This window comes from Sphingomonas sp. BL-S-25 (assembly GCF_055521555.1).
This window is the reverse complement of record NZ_CM145486.1, coordinates 3,547,211-3,567,630: the sequence shown is the minus strand read 5'-3', so window position 1 is coordinate 3,567,630 and position 20,420 is coordinate 3,547,211. Positions and strand designations below refer to the sequence as shown.

General features: G+C 66.2%; 12 protein-coding genes. 5 read left to right on the top strand and 7 right to left on the bottom strand.

The window, feature by feature from the left end; genetic code table 11:
• Positions 1–20: 20 nt before the first annotated feature.
• Entirely contained in the window at positions 21–485 is a 465-nt protein-coding gene (locus ACZ1H8_RS17240; RefSeq protein WP_465178445.1) for a MarR family winged helix-turn-helix transcriptional regulator, read from the top strand.
• Here the strand turns inward: ACZ1H8_RS17240 and ACZ1H8_RS17235 are convergent.
• The 3 genes from ACZ1H8_RS17235 to ACZ1H8_RS17225 all read right to left on the bottom strand — a co-directional run bounded on the left by ACZ1H8_RS17235 (position 479) and on the right by ACZ1H8_RS17225 (position 4,972).
• Positions 479–2,257, bottom strand: a complete 1,779-nt coding sequence (locus ACZ1H8_RS17235) for an IlvD/Edd family dehydratase (RefSeq protein ID WP_465178444.1) — start codon at positions 2,255–2,257, stop codon at positions 479–481. The genes ACZ1H8_RS17240 and ACZ1H8_RS17235 overlap by 7 nt on opposite strands.
• A 149-nt stretch (positions 2,258–2,406) precedes the next feature.
• A complete protein-coding gene (locus ACZ1H8_RS17230) occupies positions 2,407–3,816 on the bottom strand; it encodes a sugar porter family MFS transporter (RefSeq protein ID WP_465178443.1) in 1,410 nt (469 codons plus the stop codon).
• Positions 3,817–3,904: 88 nt separating this feature from the next.
• On the bottom strand, positions 3,905–4,972 hold the full coding sequence (locus ACZ1H8_RS17225) for a LacI family DNA-binding transcriptional regulator (RefSeq protein ID WP_465178441.1): 1,068 nt from the start codon (positions 4,970–4,972) through the stop codon (positions 3,905–3,907).
• 188 nt (positions 4,973–5,160) lie between these two features.
• Between ACZ1H8_RS17225 and ACZ1H8_RS17220 the strand changes: the two genes are divergently transcribed.
• From ACZ1H8_RS17220 to ACZ1H8_RS17210, 3 genes are all read left to right on the top strand, one after another.
• Positions 5,161–7,578, top strand: a complete 2,418-nt coding sequence (locus ACZ1H8_RS17220; RefSeq protein WP_465178440.1) for a glycoside hydrolase family 3 N-terminal domain-containing protein — start codon at positions 5,161–5,163, stop codon at positions 7,576–7,578.
• Between the two features lie 138 nt (positions 7,579–7,716).
• Positions 7,717–8,013, top strand: coding sequence for an endonuclease domain-containing protein (locus ACZ1H8_RS17215; RefSeq protein ID WP_465178439.1), 297 nt, complete (start codon positions 7,717–7,719; stop codon positions 8,011–8,013).
• Positions 8,014–8,424: 411 nt separating this feature from the next.
• Positions 8,425–9,642, top strand: coding sequence for a Gfo/Idh/MocA family protein (locus ACZ1H8_RS17210; protein WP_465178438.1), 1,218 nt, complete (start codon positions 8,425–8,427; stop codon positions 9,640–9,642).
• 141 nt (positions 9,643–9,783) lie between these two features.
• Here ACZ1H8_RS17210 and ACZ1H8_RS17205 read toward each other — a convergent pair whose 3' ends face one another.
• From ACZ1H8_RS17205 to ACZ1H8_RS17190, 4 genes are all read right to left on the bottom strand, one after another.
• Positions 9,784–11,619, bottom strand: coding sequence for a glycoside hydrolase family 9 protein (locus ACZ1H8_RS17205; RefSeq protein WP_465178437.1), 1,836 nt, complete (start codon positions 11,617–11,619; stop codon positions 9,784–9,786).
• A 113-nt stretch (positions 11,620–11,732) separates the two neighbouring features.
• Complete coding sequence (locus ACZ1H8_RS17200) at positions 11,733–13,403, bottom strand: glycoside hydrolase family 43 protein (RefSeq protein WP_465178436.1); 1,671 nt, start codon at positions 13,401–13,403, stop codon at positions 11,733–11,735.
• 205 nt (positions 13,404–13,608) lie between these two features.
• On the bottom strand, positions 13,609–15,138 hold the full coding sequence (locus tag ACZ1H8_RS17195; protein WP_465178435.1) for a tryptophan halogenase family protein: 1,530 nt from the start codon (positions 15,136–15,138) through the stop codon (positions 13,609–13,611).
• Positions 15,135–16,667: a tryptophan halogenase family protein gene (locus tag ACZ1H8_RS17190; protein WP_465178434.1), complete on the bottom strand. Its 1,533-nt coding sequence runs from the start codon at positions 16,665–16,667 to the stop codon at positions 15,135–15,137. Before ACZ1H8_RS17190 ends, ACZ1H8_RS17195 begins: the two co-directional genes overlap by 4 nt.
• A 368-nt stretch (positions 16,668–17,035) precedes the next feature.
• Between ACZ1H8_RS17190 and ACZ1H8_RS17185 the strand changes: the two genes are divergently transcribed.
• Entirely contained in the window at positions 17,036–20,329 is a 3,294-nt protein-coding gene (locus tag ACZ1H8_RS17185; RefSeq protein WP_465178433.1) for a TonB-dependent receptor, read from the top strand.
• Positions 20,330–20,420 lie beyond the last annotated feature (91 nt).

The window sequence follows — 20,420 nt, the reverse complement described above, 5'->3', positions numbered from 1 at the left end:
TTGACCATAGGAAATTTCCTATGATCCAACACGTCCCCTACTGGTCCTATGTCGTGCTGCCCGCGCTGCTGCGAAATGCGCGAACCACATACGGCGAGGCGATGCGCAAGGCGCTGGCGGTCGTCGGCTGCGAGGACATGCCGCGCAGCGGGATGTACGTCGTCGGTGCATTGTCGCACGGCGACCTGAAGCTGGGGACCATCATCACCCAGATGGGCGTGTCGAAGCAGGCCGGCGGGCAGCTGGTCGATGCGCTGGTGCTGCGCGGCTATGTCGAGCGGGCGGTCGATCCCGAGGATCGCCGCCGCTTCGTCCTGACGCTGACCGATCGCGGTCGACGGGCGGCAGCGGCTCAGGCGATCGCGCGCGATGCGATCGACGAGGAACTGGTCGAGCGACTGGGCGAGGACAAGGTCATGCACGCCCGCGAGGTGCTCGGCACCCTCATCGACCTGCGCCATGAGGGTGCCGAAGCGGATCAGTGATTGTGGCGCGGCACCGTGTTGCTGGTGCCGCGATACTTGACCGCGAATTCCAGCGTGCCGCCCTGCCCCAGCTGGCCGGTCTTTTCGCGGAACAGCTCTTCCCAGGGCGTCTGGCTCTCGGGGATCGGCGGTGCCGGCTCGGCCTTGCGCCGGGCGATCTCGGCCTCGTCGACCAGCGCGTCGCAGCTGCCGCTGTTCAGGTCGATGCGGATCGCGTCGCCCGTGCGAAGCCAGGACAAGCCGCCGCCCACCGCGCTCTCGGGTGAGGCGTTGAGGATCGACGGGCTGTCCGACGTACCCGACTGGCGACCGTCGCCCAGCGTCGGCAGGCTCATGATGCCCTTCTGGATCAGGTGATCGGGCGGCTGCATGTTCACCACCTCGGCCGAGCCGGGCCAGCCGATCGGGCCGGAACCGCGGATCACGAGGATGCAATTCTCGTCGATGTCGAGCGCGGGATCGTTGATCCGGTGGTGATAATCGTCCGATCCGTCGAAGACGATCGCCCGCCCCTCGAACACGCCCTCGGCACCGGGACGCGAGAGATAGCGTGCCCGGAACTCGTCGGAGATCACGCTGGTCTTCATGATCGCCATGTCGAACAGATTGCCCTTGAGGACGAGGAAGCCGGCCTTTTCCTTCAGCGGGGCGTCGATCGGCCAGATCACCTCGGGATCGCGCACCGCGGCGTCGGCGACATTTTCGGCAAGGGTGCGGCCGGTGACGGTCGCGACCGAACCGTCGAGCATCCCGGCCTCGACCAGCATGCGGATCACCGCGGGGATGCTGCCCGCGCGGTGGAAGCGTTCGGACAGATATTGCCCCGCCGGCTGCATGTTGACCAGCAGCGGCAGGTCATAGCCGGTCATCCAGTCCTCGGGCGTGATCTCGACCCCGGCATGGCGTGCCATCGCGATCAGATGCGGCTGGGCGTTGGTCGAGCCGCCGATCGCGGTCAGCAGCTTGATCGCGTTGAGGAAGCTGGCGCGCGTCAGGATCTTTGACGGGCGCAGATCCTCATAGGCCATGTCGACGATGCGCTTGCCGGTCTCATACGCCATCTGGCCGCGCTCGCGGTAGGGCGCCGGGATCATCGCACAGCCGGGCAGCGACATGCCCAGCCCCTCGGCCAGGCTGTTCATCGTCGAGGCGGTGCCCATGGTGTTGCAATGGCCCGCCGACGGCGCGCTGTCGGTGGCGCGGCGCAGGAACTCGGCCTCGTCGATCTCGCCCGCGGCCATCTTGCGGCGGCTGCGCCAGATGACGGTGCCCGAGCCGACCAGTTCGCCCTCGTGCCAGCCGTCGAGCATCGGCCCGCCCGACAGGACGATCGCGGGAATGTCGACGGTCGATGCCGCCATCAGCGACGACGGCGTGGTCTTGTCGCAGCCGGTGGTCAGGATCACCGCGTCGATCGGATAGCCGTTCAGGATCTCGACCAGCCCGAGATAGGCCAGGTTGCGGTCGAGCGCCGCGGTCGGACGGCGACAATTCTCGAAGATCGGGTGAAGCGGAAATTCCATCGGCACGCCGCCCGCCGCCAGGATGCCTTCGCGTGCACGCTTGACCGTCTCCAGATGGATGCGGTTGCACGGCGCGATGTCGCTGCCTGACTGGGCGATGCCGATGATCGGCTTGCCCGACATCAGCTCGTCGCGGGTGATGCCGTAGTTCATGAAGCGCTCGAGATACAGCGCGGCCATGTCGGCGCGTCCGGGCGCGGCGAACCATTCGCGGGAGCGGAACGGGCGTGCGGGCGTGCGGGTCGTCATGTGATGCTCCAGTAACAATCCTCCCCAAGCTTGTCTCGGGGAGGGGGACCAGCCAAAGGCTGGTGGAGGGGCGTCGGGAGGGCGTCCGGCGCCTTCGGCGCCGCCCCTCCACCACCCCCTCCCCCGGCGAACCGGGGGAGGATTTTGGATCAGCCTTCCATTGCCTCGAGTTCCTTGCCCTTGGTTTCCCTGATGAACTTCTGGACGAGGAAAATGCTGATCAGCGCGCAAACCGCATAGAAGGTGTAGGCGCCGGCGAGGCTGTGCGCGGCCATTCCGGGGAAGGTCTGCGCGATCAGATAGTTGGCGAACCACTGGGCGAAGCCGCAGACCGCAAGTGCGGAGCCGCGGATCTGGTTCGGGAACATCTCGCCCAGCATGACCCACATCACCGGGCCCCAGGAGACGTTGAAGAAGACGACATACAGGTTGGCGGCGATCACCGCGACCATGCCAAGCTGGGTCGACAGGACCAGCTTGCCGTTCGGATCAAGCGAGCCCTGGCTGAACGCCCAGACCATGACGAACAGCGTGATCGTCATGCCGACCGAGCCGATCAGCAGCAGCGGCTTGCGACCGATCCGGTCGATCACCGCAATGGTGATGAAGCAGGCAGCGATCGAGACCACGCCCGAGCCGATGTTGATCAGCAGTGCATCGCTCTCCGTAAAACCGGCCAGCTGCCACAGCGTTGCGCCGTAATAGAAGATCACATTGATGCCGACGAGCTGCTGGAACACGGCCAGCAACAGGCCCGCCCAGACGATCGAACGGATGCCGAGGAAACCGCCGCCGGCCGGAGCGAGAATGTCGCGCAGGCTGGGGCGATGATCGCTGAAGCTGGCGCGGATTTCGGCCAGCTTGGCCTTGCCCGCAGTGCGCCCGAACAGGTCGGTCAGCACCTTGTCCGCCTCCGCGTCGCGGCCCTTGGCCACCAGGTAGCGCGGGCTTTCCGGGATGAAGAACAGTGCGATCAGGAACACCGCGGCCGGGATCGCCTGCATCAGGTACATCCAGCGCCACGCCTCGATCCCGCCCCAGAAGGGCTGGAGCGACGAGCCGGCGGCACCCGCCAGATAATAGTTCACCAGGAACGCCGCGGTCAGGCCGGTGATGATCATCACCTGCTGCACCGTGGTCATCCGGCCGCGAATGTTTGCGGGGGCGACTTCGGAGATATAGGCGGGCGAGAGGACGCTGGCCGCGCCGACCGCCATGCCGCCGATAATGCGGGCGATGACGAAGATGGTGTGGTCATGGGCGAACCCCTGGACCAGCGCGCCGCCGAGGAACAGGATCGCGGCGATCCGCATCACGTTGCGGCGACCGAGCCGGTCGGCGAGCGTGCCGGCGCCGAACGCACCGATCACGCAGCCGATCAGCAGCGACCCGACGGTGAAGCCGACGCCGTTTTCACTGAGCAGAAATTCGGCCTTCAGACCGTCCTGCGTGCCGTTTACGGCACCGCTGTCATATCCGAAAAGCAGGCCGCCGATCGTCGCCACCGCGACGATGGCGCCGATCAGGCCAAGATTGGTCCTGTCCGCCGTCTGATTCATTGGTTCCCCTCTCCTAAACCCGCCCGCACGGGCATGTTAGCGGTAACGGTTACGGCATCACCGGGGAAAAGCAAGGGTCCCCGATCGATTAGCGCGCGCCGGACTGCTCAGGCGGCGGACCGGAGGACTCGCGCACGATGAGTTCGTAATCAAGCACTTGCTCGTCGAGTTCGGCCATCTCGCCGCAACGCTGGGTGCGCAGCCCGGCGAGGAGCAGGTTGAGCGCGGTCTCCGCCATCGCCGCGGTCGGCTGGCGGATGGTCGTGAGTTCGGGCCAGACAGTGGTGGCAAGCTGGGTGTCGTCGAATCCGACGATCGTCAGGTCGTTCGGCACGTGCAGACCGCGGCGATGCGCGACACCCACCGCGGCAGCGGCCATGTCGTCGTTAGAGGCAAAGATCGCGGTCGGCACCTGGGCGCGGTCGAGCAGCCGCTCGGTCGCGACGATACCCGAACGGAAGGTGAAATAGCCCTGTTCGACCGGCATGTCCTTGAGGTCGAGCCCAGCCTGTTCGATCGCCGCGAGGAAGCCGCGATAGCGCTCGGCCGACGAGCTCTGGTTCGGGTTGCCGCGGATGAAACCGATCCGGCGATGGCCGAGCTCCAGCAGGTGCCGCGTCATCGCCGACGCAGCACCGAAATCGTCGATCCGCACATTCATGCTGTTCTCGGGCGCCAAGCCCATCGCGACCGAAACCCAGGGGATACCCGCCGCCTCGAGTTCGGCGCGGACCGGCGCCGCCTCGGACAGCGGCGGCGGCAGGATGACGCCCTCGACCGAGGTCGAGGCGAAGCTGCGCGTCGCCTCCGCCTGCTCGTCGGCGCGTTCGCCCTCGCACGCCTCGAGCACCAGATGGCATCCGGCACGGCGTGCCGCGGCCAGCGCGCCGATCAGGAATTGGGAGAGATAGGCAGCCGACGGGTTGGAATAGAGCAGGCCGATCTGGGTCGCCTCCCCCGCCGCCAGGCTGCGCGCGGCGCTGTTCGGCGAATAGTTCAGCTTCTCGATCGCGGCCAGCACCGCCTCGCGCGTGGTCGCGCGGACATTGGACCCGCCATTGACGACGCGTGACACGGTCATCGCGGACACGCCGGCGGCGCGTGCGACATCCTGCACGGTCACGGTGCCGCGGCTGCGGCGGCTCGGTTTGCTCAAGCAGGTCCCTCCTGTCGCGGGCATAGGATTGCCGCATATCAAATGCAATAAAGTTGCGGAGGCGCATCGTTCGAGTTGACCAGGGCCTCCCCCCATCTATAGTTGATAGCGCTACCATATTCAGGCGCCCGGGTCGGCGCCGCACGCGAAGGCGCGAAGCGCGCCACGTCCACAGGGAGAGGAAGTTCATGATCGTTTCCGGCCACGCGCGTCGTCGCATCGCGTTCCTGGCGGCCTTCGCCGCCGTCACGCTGGTTCCTGCCACGACGCCTGCCGCCTTCGCGCAGACCGCGGCGAAGAAAGCCGACAAGCCGATCTACAAGGATGCGACCCAGCCGGTCAACGCGCGCGTCGAGGATTTGCTGAGCCGGATGACGCTGGACGAGCGCATCGCGCAGCTGGTCGCGATCTGGGAGCATAAGGACCGCATCCAGACCCCGAACGGCGATTTCGACCCGGCCAAGGCGAGTGCCGCCTTCCCCAACGGCCTGGGCATGATCTCGCGCCCGTCGGACCGCCGCGGCGTGACGCCGCCAGCCCCGGGGAGCGCCGGCGCCGCCGCGGGCGTGCGCAATCGCAGTCCCGAAGAGACGGTCACCTATATCAACGCAGCGCAGAAATGGGCGGTCGAGCGCACCCGGCTGGGCATCCCCATGTTCATGCACGAGGAAGCGCTGCACGGCCTGGTCGCAGCCGAGGCGACCAGTTTTCCCCAGTCGATCGCACTAGCCAGCAGCTTCAACCCGAAGCTGGTCGAGAAGGTCTTCGGCGTCGCCGCCCGCGAGACGCGTGCGCGCGGCGCCAATCTGGTGCTGGCGCCGGTCGTCGACGTGTCGCGCGATCCGCGCTGGGGCCGGATCGAGGAAACCTATGGCGAGGACCCGCATCTGGTGAGCGAGATGGGCCTGGCCGCGATCCGCGGATTCCAGGGCACCACCCTTCCTCTGGCGCCGGACAAGGTGTTCGTCACGCTGAAGCACATGACCGGCCACGGCCAGCCCGAGAATGGCACCAACGTCGCTCCGGCGCAGATCAGCGAGCGGACGCTGCGCGAGAATTTCTTCCCGCCGTTCGAGCGCGCGATCGAGGAACTGCCGGTGATGGGCGTGATGGCGTCCTATAACGAGATCGACGGCGTGCCGAGCCATGTGAACCGCTGGCTGCTGACCGATGTGCTGCGCGGCGAATGGGGCTTCAAGGGCGCGGTGATCAGCGACTATTTCGCGATCCGCGAGACGGTGAGCCGCCACAAGATGTTCGCCAACGTCAAGGAAGCGGCGGTGCGGGCGATGGACGCGGGCGTCGATGTCGAGACCCCCGATGGCGAGGCCTATAACCACCTCGCCGAGCTGGTCCGCGAGGGCAAGGTGAGCGAGGACCAGATCAACGTCGCGGTGCGCCGCGTGCTGAAGATGAAGTTCGAAGGCGGGTTGTTCGAGAACCCCTATGCCGACCCCAAGACCGCCGGCCGCAAGACCGCGACCCCGGACGCGGTCGCGCTGGCGCGCGAGGCGGCGCGCGAGTCGATCGTATTGCTGCGCAACGCGAACGGGCTGCTGCCGCTGAACAGCACCGGCATCAAGCGGATGGCGGTGATCGGCACACACGCACGCGACACCCCGATTGGCGGCTATTCGGACATTCCGCGCCATGTCGTCAGCGTGCTCGAGGCGATGCAGAACGAGGGCAAGGGCAAGTTCCAGGTCGATTATGCGGAGGGCATCCGCATCACCGACCACCGCGAATGGTCGAAGGACGCGGTCGAGCTGGTCAAGCCCGAGGTCAACGACCAGCTGCGCGCCCAAGCGCTGGAAACCGCCAAGGATGCTGATGTCATCGTGCTGGTGCTGGGCGGCAATGAGGCGCTGAGCCGCGAGGCCTGGGCCGATAATCACCTGGGCGACATGGAAACGCTCGACCTGGTCGGGCCGCAGGACCAGCTGGCCGAGGCGCTGATCAAGACCGGCAAGCCGGTGGTCGTGGTGCTCCTGAACGGTCGCCCCTATTCGGTCAATTACCTGGCGAAGAACGCGCCGGCGCTGATCGAGGGCTGGTATCTGGGTCAGGAAACCGGCAACGGCCTGGCCGATGTGATCTTCGGCCGGTACAATCCGGGCGGCAAGCTGCCGGTGACGATCGCGCGCAGCGTCGGCCAGCTGCCGGTCTATTACAATGCCAAGCCGACCGCACGCCGCGGCTATCTGTTCGGCGACACCTCGCCGCTCTATCCGTTCGGCTATGGCCTGTCCTACACGACGTTCGACATGTCGGCGCCGAAACTGGCATCGGCCTCGATCGGGCTGAGCGAGAGCGTCAACGTGTCGGTCGACGTGACCAACACCGGCCAGCGCGAAGGCGACGAGGTCGTCCAGCTCTATGTCCGCGACGACGAGGCCAGCGTCACCCGCCCAATCAAGGAGCTGAAGCATTTCCAGCGCGTCACGCTGAAGCCCGGCGAGCGCAAGACGGTGACCTTCACCCTGACCCCGCGCGACCTGAGCTTCTGGAACCTCGACATGAAGCGCGTCGTCGAGCCGGGCACGTTCACCATCTCGGCCGGTCCGAACTCGGTGGATCTGAAGACGACGACGCTGACGGTGAAGTGAACGTCTGACGAGGGGCTGGACGACGATCGTCCGGCCCCTCATTGGTCCTTTTCTGGGATAGCGCGGTGGAGAGGGAGTATTCGCAAGCTCACCGGTCCGCAGGGCACGATCCGCCGAGCCAAGCAGCTCCGCCGGGCGATGTCGCTGCCGGAAGTGCTGCTGTGGCGCGAACTGCGCAAGCGGCCCGGTGGACTGAAGTTCCGGCATCAGCATCCGGCCGGTCCCTATATTTTCGATTTCTACTGCGCCGAGATGGACCTGGCGATCGAGGTCGATGGCGAAGCGCATGATCGGGGAAATCGACCGGAGCGCGATCTTGCGCGGGACACGTGGCTTTCAGTGCGGAAGGTGCGGGTGTTGCGGATCCCGGCCAGAGATGTGCTGCGGGATCTGGACGCAGTAATACTCCACATTGTGGCCACCGCGCGGGAGTGATCAACGGGATTGTCAGGTAAGCAGCTGTTTTAATTTACAAATCCTCTCCCGGAGGGAGAGGGGGGACCAGCCGCAGGCTGGTGGAGAGGGAGTATCCCCAAAAGATGACTGCGTGCGTGGAAACTCCCTCTCCACCGCTTCGCGGTCCCCCTCTCCCTCCGGGAGAGGATTTTTCCATTGCGCTCCAAATACTTCGCTACGTTTGCCGGGCACGCGAGGCCTGGAACGACGATATCTGGGACCCGCCCTTGCCAAACCCCAACCGTAAGTAGGCGGGAAGTACCAGCGCTCTGCTTGAACCACCCCCGGAACGGCGCCGAAACCTGTTCGTAGAGCCTCTCGGGCGCGCTACGTTGCGTCTGTCAGCGGCCGGTGCTGGGTCCGACAATTCATGGGCGAAACGGGAGAGCGATGATGGTCGACAATGGGATGACCCGGCGCGGGTTCATCGAGGCGGGAAGCGGTGTGGTGGCAGCGTCGCTCGTGGCGGGGCCGGCAGCGGCGCAGGCTCAGGGCGGCGTGCGGGCGACGGGGCAGAAGATGCCCGACGGGGTGAAACTCCCCGCCTCTCCGCCGCGGCGCAAGCGCCCTGACAGCGTCGGTTTCGCGATCGTCGGGCTGGGCGGATATGCGCTCAACCAGATGATGCCGCGCTTCGACCAGTCGGAGCGGTGTCACATCGCCGCGATCGTGTCGGGCAACCCCGACAAACTGCGCCAGGTGGGCGATGCGTACGGCGTCCCGCAGGATGCGCGCCTATCCTATGACGCGTTCGACCGGATCGCCGCCGACAAGCGGATCGATGCCGTCTATGTCGTGCTGCCGACCGGGCTGCATGCCGAATGGGTGATCCGCGCGTTCGCCGCGGGCAAGCATGTGCTGTGCGAGAAGCCAATGGCGCTGAGCAGCGCCGATTGCGAGCGGATGATCGCGGCGGGCAAGCGGGCGAACCGCAAGCTGATGATCGCCTATCGATCGCATTTCGAGCCCCACAATGTCGAGGCGATGCGGCTGATGTCGCAAAAGGCGGTCGGCGACATCCGGCTGATGCGGACCGAGCAATCCTATCGCATGGGGCCCACGACCCCGAGCGAGAACTGGCGCACCAGCCGCGCGCTGGCCGGCGGCGGGCCGCTGGAGGATTACGGGCTCTACGGGCTGCAATCGGCGCTCTACCTGACCGGCGAGATGCCCGAGAGCGTCAGCGCCACGACCTTCCGCCCCGCCAACGACCCACGCTTTTCCGAGATCTTCGCGCATGTCGCGTCGCAGATGCGCTTCCCCTCGGGCGCGGTGGCGCAGCTGGTCACCTCCTATGACTCTGCCGGCATCAACTTCGCCCAGGTGCGCGGGACGCAAGGCGTGCTGCAGATGGACTCGGCCACCGGATATTCGGGACAGAAGATGCGGATCGAGGGACCCAATGCGCGCGACCTGACGCCGGGCGACCCGAGCGTCCAGTTCGCCGGGCAGCTCGACCATTTCGCCGATGCGGTGCGCGACGGCGCGACGATCAGGACGCCGGGGGAAATGGGATTGCGCGACCTGCGGTTGATCGAGGCGTTCTATGCGTCGGCGAAGGATGGGCGGACGGTGAAGCTGGCGCCCGATGGCCGGATGCTGGGGTGAGGATTTGCGGCGGAGACGCCGCGCAACGGTAGCGACGAGCGGCGCGACGCCCTGAACGCCAGTTACCCGACCCTTTTCCTCCCCAAGGGCCTCCGGCTCCGGCGGGAGAAAAAGGGTTGCGTCAGCTCTTCGCCTGCCAGTTCACTTCACCCGATTGCCCCCCTGCCCTTCGCGCGCATCCAGCCACGCCGCGACCCAGAAGAGCGGCGCGTTCCAGTTGATCGCGACTTCATTCAGCGCATAGGCGTGCACGTCATCCGCCCAGCAGCGCATCGGGGCGCAATTGCCCTTCAGCCTCTCGGCGACCGGATCGGACATGGCGGTCGAGTTGGGACCGCCCGAGATCACGCCCGGGGGCGGGCCGGGGAGCCTGGGATCGAGCGAGGGGGCCCAGAAGCGGTGGTGCGGGTGGGCCATCGATCGTGCGCCGAAGCCGCTGACATAGGATTGGTCGAGCGGATTGCGGCCGAGCAGATAGTCGAGCGCATCGACCACCGCGCCGCGATACTTCGTCTTCCCAGTGATGTCATAGGCATAGGCCAACATGATCGCGCGGTTGGTCAGGGTCGAGGTCGAGCCCCAGGGATAGCCGCCCGCCGGCGCATAGGGGATGTGATAGCCGGTCTGCTCGCGCTCCGCAGCGAAGCGATCGGCGACCTGCACCAGCGTCTTGCGTGCCTGGACCGCTTCGGGCGCGGCTTCGGGCAGCTTGACCAGCGCCAGGGTGCCGAGCGCCGCAGTGCGTGGCCAGCCGGGCTCGCCGGGATCGGCGGTGAAGTGCGGCGAGGCGCGGACGACGTCGCGAAACTCGGGCTCGCCGGTGGTGAGGAGCAGTTCGGCCGCGGCCCAGTAGAATTCGTCCGAGACGTCACTGTCGCCATAGCCGCCGCTGCCGTTGAAGTCGCCGACGGCATAGATTTGCGGGTTGCGCTTCGCCGCTGCCCAGGCGCTGCGCGCGGCAGCCAGGCAGCGCGCGGCGAAGGCGTCGTCGACACCCTTCCACAGGCGCGCGCACTGGGCGGCGGTGGCGGCGAGGTTGAGCGTGGCCGAGGTGCTGGGCGGATAGAGCAGCCGCTCCTCGCGGTCGTCGGCCGGGCGGGTCGGCAGGCCGGTCCAGTTGCGGTCGCCGACCTTGAGATGCGCCATTCCAGAGGCGTCGACATCGGTGAGCACCACCCTGGCGTCGCGGGCGAAGGGGCCGACCGGGAGCCTCGCACGGGTGCCGGCGGGGACCTGCATCGACAGGAGGAACGCCATCTCGTAGCGCGCCTCGTCGAGCAGGTCGTTCACGCCATTGCCCGCCTCGGGGATCTTCAGCCGGCCATCGGCGAAGGCGGGGCTCTTCAGATGCTCATAGGCGTCGAGCAGCGTCCACAGGCTGATGCCGCCGTTGACGACATATTTGCCCTGGTCGCCGGCATCGTACCACCCGCCAGTGACGTCGAGCGTGTAGGCGCAGCCGGGCCAGTCGGTGCCGCGCAGGTCGCGGCCCTTGAAACAATGGACAACCTCCTTCGTGTGCCCGGCCGGTCGGGCCCATTTGGCGCCGACATAGCGCGCCTCGATCGGGATGCCGGCGCGCTGATGGTAGAAAAAGGCAAGCGCGTCCTCGGCCAGAGTGCCGCGGATATCGGGGCCGATGGCGAAGGGGCGGCTTTCGAGCGCGCCTGCCTTCAGCACATAGCCTTTGCCAGTGCCGGTGAAGCGCGTGAAATCGATGATGTGGACCGGTTCGCCGGCCAGCGCGTCGGGGCCGTGGACGATCGTCTGGCCCGATGCGGCGACGGTGCCGTCGGCGGCGATCAACTGCCACGCGATCGGAGTGGCGCTGTCGCTGGCCAGCATCGCGCGCTTCTGGCCGGTGGGGGTGACGCCGAGCTGATTGAGTCGGATGCCGGGAATTTTCTCCTCCCCCGGAGCCGGTGCTCCGGGGGAGGGGGACCGTTCGCGCAGCGAATGGTGGAGGGGGTTCGCCACGACGGTTGCGGACCCCCTCCACCAGCCTTCGGCTGGTCCCCCTCCCCCGGATGCGCAGCATCCTGGGGAGGAGAAGGTGACGGCGATGGCGGTACCGAGGAGAAGAAGGCGCATCATTGTCCTGAGCGTGCGTAGGGGCCGAAGACGGTGCCGACGAAGCCGCCGGCGCTCTTGGTGCTGAACTGCTTGGCGTCGAGCGTGCCGAGCGTCTGCCACCGGCCCTGGGTCGTGGCATAGGCGAAGACATAGTCCTTGCCCGAGGCGGTGACGCGCAGCCAGACGGGGGCTCCGGGCTTGGCGGTCAGCGGGGCCGAGGCGAGGATGCGGCCGGGCTTTGGATCGCTCGCCCCTGCCCGGTTCTCGATCAGCACCACGGGCTTGCCGCCCTCCATGCCGATGCCGACAAAGCCCCAATACTCGTCGCTCTGCAGCGCGGCGAGGCCGGCGCGGTCGCCATTCTTGCCGGGGGTGAAGCGCACCACGGTGGTGGCGACGGCGTTCATGTTCTGCTGGCGCCGGCCGAGGAAGGACGGATTGGCATTGTCGCCCAGCCCATCGGGCCGGGCGGTGAGAACCAACGCGCCCTTGTCGAAGCGGTACCAGTCGCTCTTCGGGTTGCGCATCATCATCCAGTAGGCGGGCAGTTTCGGCCCCGCGAACTCGTCGCGCACCGCAAGCGGGCCCGACATCGGAGTGCCCTTTCCGGCGGGAAGCGCGGGTTTGGGGTGGACATAGGGGATCGGCTTGCCGCGTTCGAGGATGACGGGCCAGCCGTCCTTCCATTCGACCGGCAGCAGGAAGGTCTCGCGCCCGGTATTGTAATAGTCTCCCTCATAGGGGCGCACCGCGAGGAAGGTCGCCCACCATTTGCCGTCGGGGGTGGTGACGAGCTGGGCATGGCCGGCCGAGGTGATCGGATGGGCGCGGTCGCGCGGCAGGTCGCGCTGGGTCAGGATCGGGTTGCCCGGGCCGGGCGTCCAGGGGCCGAGGACCGACTTGGACCGCAGGATGACCTGGCTGTGCCCCTCGGCGGTGCCGCCCTCCGCGGCGCTGAGATAATACCAGCCGTCCTTGCGGAAGATGTGCGGCCCCTCGATCCAGATCGGCTTGGTCCGGATGTCGACGCCGCCATCGACGATCATCGTACGCGGGCCGAAGGTCTTGAGCGCCTTGAGGTCGAATTCCTGGACCCATAGCGCGCGGTGCCCCTGATATTGCGGCGGGCCGGCAGGGGCGTCGTTGTTGATGATCCAGGTGCGGCCGTCATCGTCGAAGAACAGGGACGGATCGATCCCGCCCTTCAGGTCGGGGAGGAACACCGGGTCGGACCAGGGGCCGGTCGGGTTCTTCGCGGTGATCACGAAGTTGCCGCCGCAATCGACGCAGGTGTTGAGGATGTAGAACAGGCCATCCTTGTGCTGGATCGTCGGCGCGAAGACGCCGCGCGACAGGCCCAGCTGCTTGAAGTCGAGCTGCCCCGGACGGTCGATCGCGTTGGCGATCTGGGTCCAGTTGACCAGGTCGCGGCTGTGGAAGACCGGGATGCCGGGGAAATAGCTGAAGGTCGAGGTGACGAGATAGAAATCCTCGCCGACGCGGGTGACGCTCGGGTCGGGATAGAAGCCGCCCAGGATCGGGTTGCGATAGTCGCCCGGTCCCTGCTTGATCGTGGTGTCGACGGGGTCGGAGCCGCGATAGTCGAACCAGTCGAACCGCGCGGTCTGCGCGCTTGCCGGCACCGCAACGCCCAGCAGCAGGGTGGCCAGAATCGCCATCCGCATCATACTCTCCCTCTTCGTTTCGTTACCGCTACCATGGCGGACGGGAACGCGAGTGTCGAGCGGGTTGGACGGTAGAATCCTCTCCCCGGAGGGAGAGGGGGACCATGCGCAGCATGGTGGAGAGGGGGTCGCCTCACACGAGACACCGCACTGTTTGGAAACTCCCTCTCCACCGCTGCGCGGTCCCCCTCTCCCTCCGGGAGAGGATTTATTGTGGTTTTAGAAGATCATCCGAGGCGCAGTGCTTCGCAATGAAGTCGAAATGGTTCGGCATCCAGTCGACCGAGTTGCGGATCGCGCGGCGGATCTGGGACATGCGGTCGAGGAACACCGGTTCGGGCATCTCGTCTACGATCGGGTCGTAGCGCCCGGGCGTCAGCCCCTGGCCCATCATCACCGCGAACCAGCTGGTGTCGTTGAACAGTTCGTCATGCTCGCGGAACACGCGGCCGGTGGAGCGGAAGATCGCGATCTTTTCCTTGAGATAGTCGCTGACCTCCATCGTCCGGCAATGGTCCCAATAGGGCGTGTCGTCGCGCTCGGTCGCGTGATAATGGAGGATCAGGAAGTCGCGGATCTTCTCATATTCCCAGGTCATCCAGCGATTGTAGAGATCGATCTCCGGCTGCCCCATCGATCGGGTCGGCAGCAGGGTCATCAGCCGCGAGATGCCGACCTGGATCAGGTGGATGCTCTGCGACTCCAGTGGCTCCATGAACCCCGCTGCCAGGCCAATCGCGACGACGTTGCGGTCCCAGCTCTTCCTGCGGCGTCCGGCGGTGAAGCGCAGCGGCAGCGGATCGGCCAGCGGTTCGCCGTCCAGATTGGCGAGCAGGATCGCGGTCGCCTCGTCGTCGCTCATATGCGCCGAACTATAGGCATGGCCGTTGCCGAGCCGGTGCTGGAGCGGGATGCGCCACTGCCAGCCGGCCGGGCGTGCGGTGGCGCGGGTGACGGGATTGAGCGCGCCGCCCAGGGTGCAGGGCACGGCGACCGCGCGGTCGTTCATCAGCCAGTGCGACCAGTCCTCATAGCCGGCCTTCAGCGTCTGTTCGATCAGCAGGCCGCGAAAGCCCGAACAGTCGACATAGAAATCGGCCTCGATCGTCTCCCCGCCCTCCAGCGTCACGGATTCGACGAAGCCGGTCTCGGCATGCTGGGCGACATGGGCGATCCGCCCCTCGCGCCGCACCACGCCGCGTGCCTCGGCATAGTCGCGCAGATAGCGGGCGTAGAGGCCGGCGTCGAAGTGGAAGGCATAGGCGATGTCCGCCAGCGGCGAGTTGCCGGCATCGGGCACCGGGCGCGAGAATTTGGCATCGGCGGCGCCGAGCGACTGGAGCGAATAGTCATCGAGCCGGCCGCCATGCCCTTCCTTCAGCGCGCGCAGATAATAGGGGTGGAAGGATACGCCCCCCATATCGACGCCATAGGGGCCGAAGGGGTGGTAATAGCGGTCGCCGATCCTGCGCCAGTCGACGAACTCGATCGCCAGCTTGAACGTCGCCTTGGTCCGGCGGACGAAATCATCCTCGTCGAGGTTCAGCAGCCGGTTGAAGATGCGGATCTGGGGGATGGTGGATTCGCCGACGCCGACCGTGCCGATCGCGTCGGATTCGATCAGCGTCACCTTGGTGAAGCCGTCGACCAGGAAGCGCGACAGCGCCGCCGCGGTCATCCAGCCGGCGGTGCCGCCGCCGACGATCAGGATATGGCGCAGGCGATTGTCCTCGGTCATGCAGGAACCTTCAGGTCGGGTCGGGCGGCGGCATTGCGAGCCAGCCAGAGATGGTGCGGCGGCATCGCGTCGGTCGCGCGGGCAAAGGCGGCGCGGATCCGGTCGAGCCGGTCGCGGACCGCCGCGGGATCGATCGCGTCGACCAGCGGATCCCAACCGCCTGGCATGATTCCCTGCCCCAGCAGCACCGCGACCCAACTGGATTCGGCGAACAGCTCGTCCTCGTAGCGGAAGAAGCGCCCGCGCCCGCGGAACAGATCGATCTTGCGCGCCAGCGTCTCGGGCACTGCCATCTCGCGCATCCGCCGCCACAGGTCGCCGGTGCGGCGGCGGTTGGCGTGATAATGGAGGATCACGAAGTCGCGCACCTGTTCGAGTTGAAGGATGCTCAGCCGGTTATATTCGTCGCGCTCGACGGGCGAGAATCCGCGGTCGGGGAACAGCGCCAGCAGCTTCGAGATGCCGCTCTGGATGAAATGGATCGAGGTGGATTCGAGCGGCTCGATAAAGCCCGAGGCGAGGCCAAGCGCGACGCAGTTCTTCGCCCACATCGCTTCGCGCCGGCCCGCCTCGAAGCGAATCAGTTGCGGATCGCGCAGCGGCGCGCCGTCGAGGCTGGCGAGCAGAGTGTCGCGCGCCGCATCGTCGTCGATATCGTCGCTGCAATAGACATAGCCATTGCCGGTGCGATGCTGGAGCGGGATGCGCCATTGCCACCCCGCCTCGCGCGCGGTGGAGCGGGTATAGGGGGTGATCTCGGCACCCGCGGCGGCGCAGGGCACGGCGACGGCGCGGTCGCATTGCAGCCAGTGGCGCCACGAAACCCAGCCGGTCTTCAGCGCATCGGCGATCAACAGACCACGAAAGCCCGAACAGTCGATCCAGAGTTCGCCGGCCATGCGGCGGCCGCCCTCCAGCGCGACGCTCTCGATAAAGCCGCTGTGGCCGTTCAGCGCGACGTCGACGATTCGTCCCTCGACCCGCTCGACCCCGCGGGCCTCGGCGTAGCTGCGCAGGTAGCGGGCATAGAGGCCGGCATCGAAATGATAGGCATAGGTCAGCCGCGAGCGGGCATCGTTTGGATCGGCGACCGGCGGTATGAAGCGCCCGGCGCGCATCGCGGTGGCGCACAGATTATAATCCTCGATCCCGCTCGCCTCTCCCCTCTCGACCAGCTTTCGCCAGTAATGATGGAACTTCACGCCTTCGATATCGAAGCCGAACTCGCCGAACGGGTGGGCATAGCGATGCCCCTCCTGCGTCCAGTCGACGAACTCGATGCCCAGCTTGATCGAGCCCTGGGTCTTGCCGAGGAAATCGGCCTCGTCGATGCCGAGCAGCGCGTTGAAGCTGCGGATCGGGGGGATCGTCGCCTCGCCGACACCGACGGTGCCGATCGCATCGGACTCGATCAGCGTGACCCTGACCCGGGTCGGAATCAGCTTGGTCAGCGCCGCCGCCGCCATCCAGCCTGCGGTCCCGCCGCCGACGATCACGACGTGGCGAATCGGCTCCTTCGCGCCGCTCACCTGCGGCCCGTCGCGTCGCTGTCAGCGATGAGGATGTGCCCCGCGAGCATCTCGCCTCTCCTCTCCTCCACTCGTGTTAGCGTTCGCCTTTGCGCCGCGTCAACGCACTCACTCCCTCCGCGCAAAGCATCAAGAGGGCCGGTTCGGTTGCAATAAAGTCACGCCGGAATGATTTCCAGATACCGCTAACAATGTGTCTTGATCTTTTCGGCAAACCTCCGTTACCAATATGGCAATAAGAACACGGCGTCCGAAAGCGGACGACCATGATAGCGCTACCGGGCGCGCCATAGGGGGAGGAAAGCTTGATGATCAGGCTGGATGACGTTCGCATTGCGTCCGCGATCGGGACGCGCACTTCGACAGCATTGAGGACGGGCGCATCTGCGCTGGCACTTGCCCTGCTCGCCGCGGGCGCGCCCGCCTGGGCGCAGGACGCATCCCAGCCGGCCGAGCCGCAGGACCAGGCGCCCCCGGAGGCGGCGGGCGACGAGATCATCGTCCAGGGCTATCGCCAGTCGCTGCAAAGCGCCCAATCGATCAAGCGCAATTCGGACGTGATCGTGGACTCGGTCACGGCCGAGGATATCGGCGCGCTTCCCGACCGGTCGGTGACCGAGACGCTGCAGCGCATCCCGGGCGTGACGATCAACCGCTTCGCCGCCGGCGTCGACCCGGATCACTTTTCGGTCGAAGGATCGGGCGTCGTGGTCCGCGGCCTCACCTATGTCCGCTCCGAATTCAACGGTCGCGAGGCGTTCAGCGCCAATAACGGCCGGTCGCTGAGCTTCGCCGACGTGCCGTCGGAAATGCTGGGCGGCGTCGATGTGTTCAAGTCGCCCTCGGCCGACCGGATCGAGGGCGGCATCGCCGGCGTCGTCAATCTGCGCACCCGCCTGCCCTTCGATGCCAAGGGGCTGGTGGTCGCCGGATCGGTCGAGCTGAACTATGGCGACTTCCTCAAGAAGACCGGGCCGAACCTGTCGCTGGTCGTCAGCAATCGCTGGCAGACGGGGATCGGCGAGTTCGGCCTGCTGGGCAGCGCCTCCTATTCCAACCTGAAGAGCCGCGCCGACCGCCTCCAGGTGTCGAGCTTCCGCATCCGCAACCTCTATTCGGACGGCGACGTCAACGCCAACGACGGCACGACCGTCGCCGGCCGGGTGATCTTCCCGCGCGGCGCGGTGATCGGCAGCCAGGAATTCGACCGCGAACGCTATGGCTATTCGGCCGCCGCCCAGTGGCGCAGCAATGACGGCAGCGCCGAGGCGGTGTTGCAGTTCCTGCGCTCCGACGCGCGTCAGGCGTGGAACGAGCACACGATTGAGATCGCGACCGACAATGTCTCGAACAACGGCGATTCCCGCCGGGTGCCGGGCACGACGCTGAATTTCGACGAAGACGGCATGTTCCAGAGCGGCACGATCACCGGTCCGACCGGCTGGCGCGCCGACCAGAATACCGGCGCCGCGCGCGTGCCGATGCTCGGCCTCCAGTCGAACAACATCGCCCGCTTCCACGACGAGAAGCTGGTCACCGATGACCTCGCCTTCAACTTCAAATGGACCGCGAGTGACCGGCTGGCGCTGTCGTTCGACTATCAGCATGTGAATTCCTCGACCTATGTCGCGGACCACACGCTGTGGAATTCGACCTATCAGAACGCGTCGATCGCCTTGAACGGCGACAAATATCCGACGATCGCCTTCCTGCCGCCGCAGGTGTGCAGCGGTCCCGCCGCCAATTCACAGGATCCGCCGGGCGGTGATTTCGACTGCGCCGGCTTCGGAAGCCGCGCGGGCGAGAATGCCACGCCGGGTGCGCAATATTCGCCGGCCTATTACGGCGCGGGGCACACCAGCTTCACCGATCCGTTCAACAGCTTCGCCCGTGCGGCGATGGACCATCTCGAGGACAGCAAGGGCAATTCGGACGCGTTCCGCCTCGACCTGGACTATACCTTTCCCGATGACAGCTTCATCAAGTCGATCCGCGCCGGCGTACGCTATGCCGACCGCGATCAGGTAGCGCGCTTCTCCACCTACAACTGGGGTCGCCTGTCCGAACAATGGGGCAATGACGGCCCCGTCTGGCTCGATGATCCGGTCGACAACGTCATCGGCGGAACCGGCGGCACGGCAATCGGCCTGAACGCCAACGCGCCCTATTATTTCAGCAATTTCATGCGCGGCAAGGCAAGCAATCCGGCAGCGGATGGCCGCCAGTTCTACGCCAGCAACATCATCCAGAATTATTCGGACTATGTCGCCTATGCCTCGGCGATCAACCGCGAATGGGAGGCGACCAACAACGAATGCCCCGACGGCCTGGCGCGCAATGGCGGGTGGAACCCGCTGGCGCTGCGCTGCGATGTCGTGGCCGGCACACCCTTCCTGCCTGGCGAGATCAATCCGATCCGCGAGCAGAACAAGGCCGCCTATATCATGGCGCGCTTCGACCAGGAGTTCGGCAACGGCATGCGCCTGACCGGCAATATCGGCGTGCGCTACTCCAACACGAAGCGCAATTCACAGGGGGTGAAGCAGTTTACCCGCGGCACCGTCTTTCTGGCCTCGGAGACCACTTGCCTGACGCCGCCGACCGACGGCTCGGCGGCGCAGGGCTTCTGCACCTTCGACGCCGCCACCCGCCAGCGGGTGCGCAATTTCCAGAATGGCGCATTGCTGGAATCGCCGGGAGAGTCGACGCTGGAATACTGGTTACCGAGCTTCAACGCGAAGCTGGAAGTGGGCGGCGGGCTCCAGTTCCGCGCCGCCTATTTCAAGGGTGTGGCGCCGCCGGCCACCGGCCTGATCCGCAATTTCGGCGACATCCGCGTCAATGCCATCCAGAACACCAATCCGGACGGCACCCTGATCCCCGACAGCTGGCGTCTTCAGGCGGACATCAACCAGGGCAACCCGTTCCTGAAGCCGGTGGAGGCGGACAATTTCGACCTGACCGCCGAATGGTATTTCTCGAATGTCGGCCAGCTGACCTTCTCGGGCTTCTACAAGCGCCTGAAGAACGTGCTGACCAACGAGACCTTCCGCACGACGATCACCAACAATGGAGAGACGTTCGATGCGCTGGTCACCAACCCGGCGAACGCGACCGAGACGGGCACGATCAAGGGGTTCGAGATCGCCTATCAGCAGACCTTCGACTTCCTGCCCGGACCGCTGAAGGGGCTTGGCTTGCAGGCCAATTATACCTTCGTCGACTCGCAGGGCGTGCCGCAAAGCACGCTGTCCGAAACCGATCCCGATGTGGGAGCGGGCCGCGTGACCACCGTGCGGCTGGAAACGCTGCCGCTGCAGGGACTGTCGAAACACTCGTTCAACATCACGCCGTTCTTCGACTATGGCCCGCTGTCGCTGCGTGCCACCTATTCGTGGCGGTCGGACTTCCTGCTGACGATCCGCGACGTGATCGTGCCGAACGATCCGATCATCAACAAGGCGACCGGCCAGCTCGACGCGTCGATCTTCGTCAACCTGACCAGCAACATCAAGCTGGGCATCCAGGGATCGAACCTGCTGAACGAGGTGGTCAAGACCAAGGCGGTAATCACCGGCCTGAACGGCGAGAATGTTGAGGTCCCGCGCGGCTGGTACATGAACGATCGCCGCGTGGCAGGCATCATCCGCTTCAATTTCTAGAGCTTAGCGAGGTACACCCTGCCCTGGCGTCGCCGGTCCCGACCGGCGGCGCCTCTTTTTTTGGCCCCTCGCCCGCCAATGTCGCTAGGAA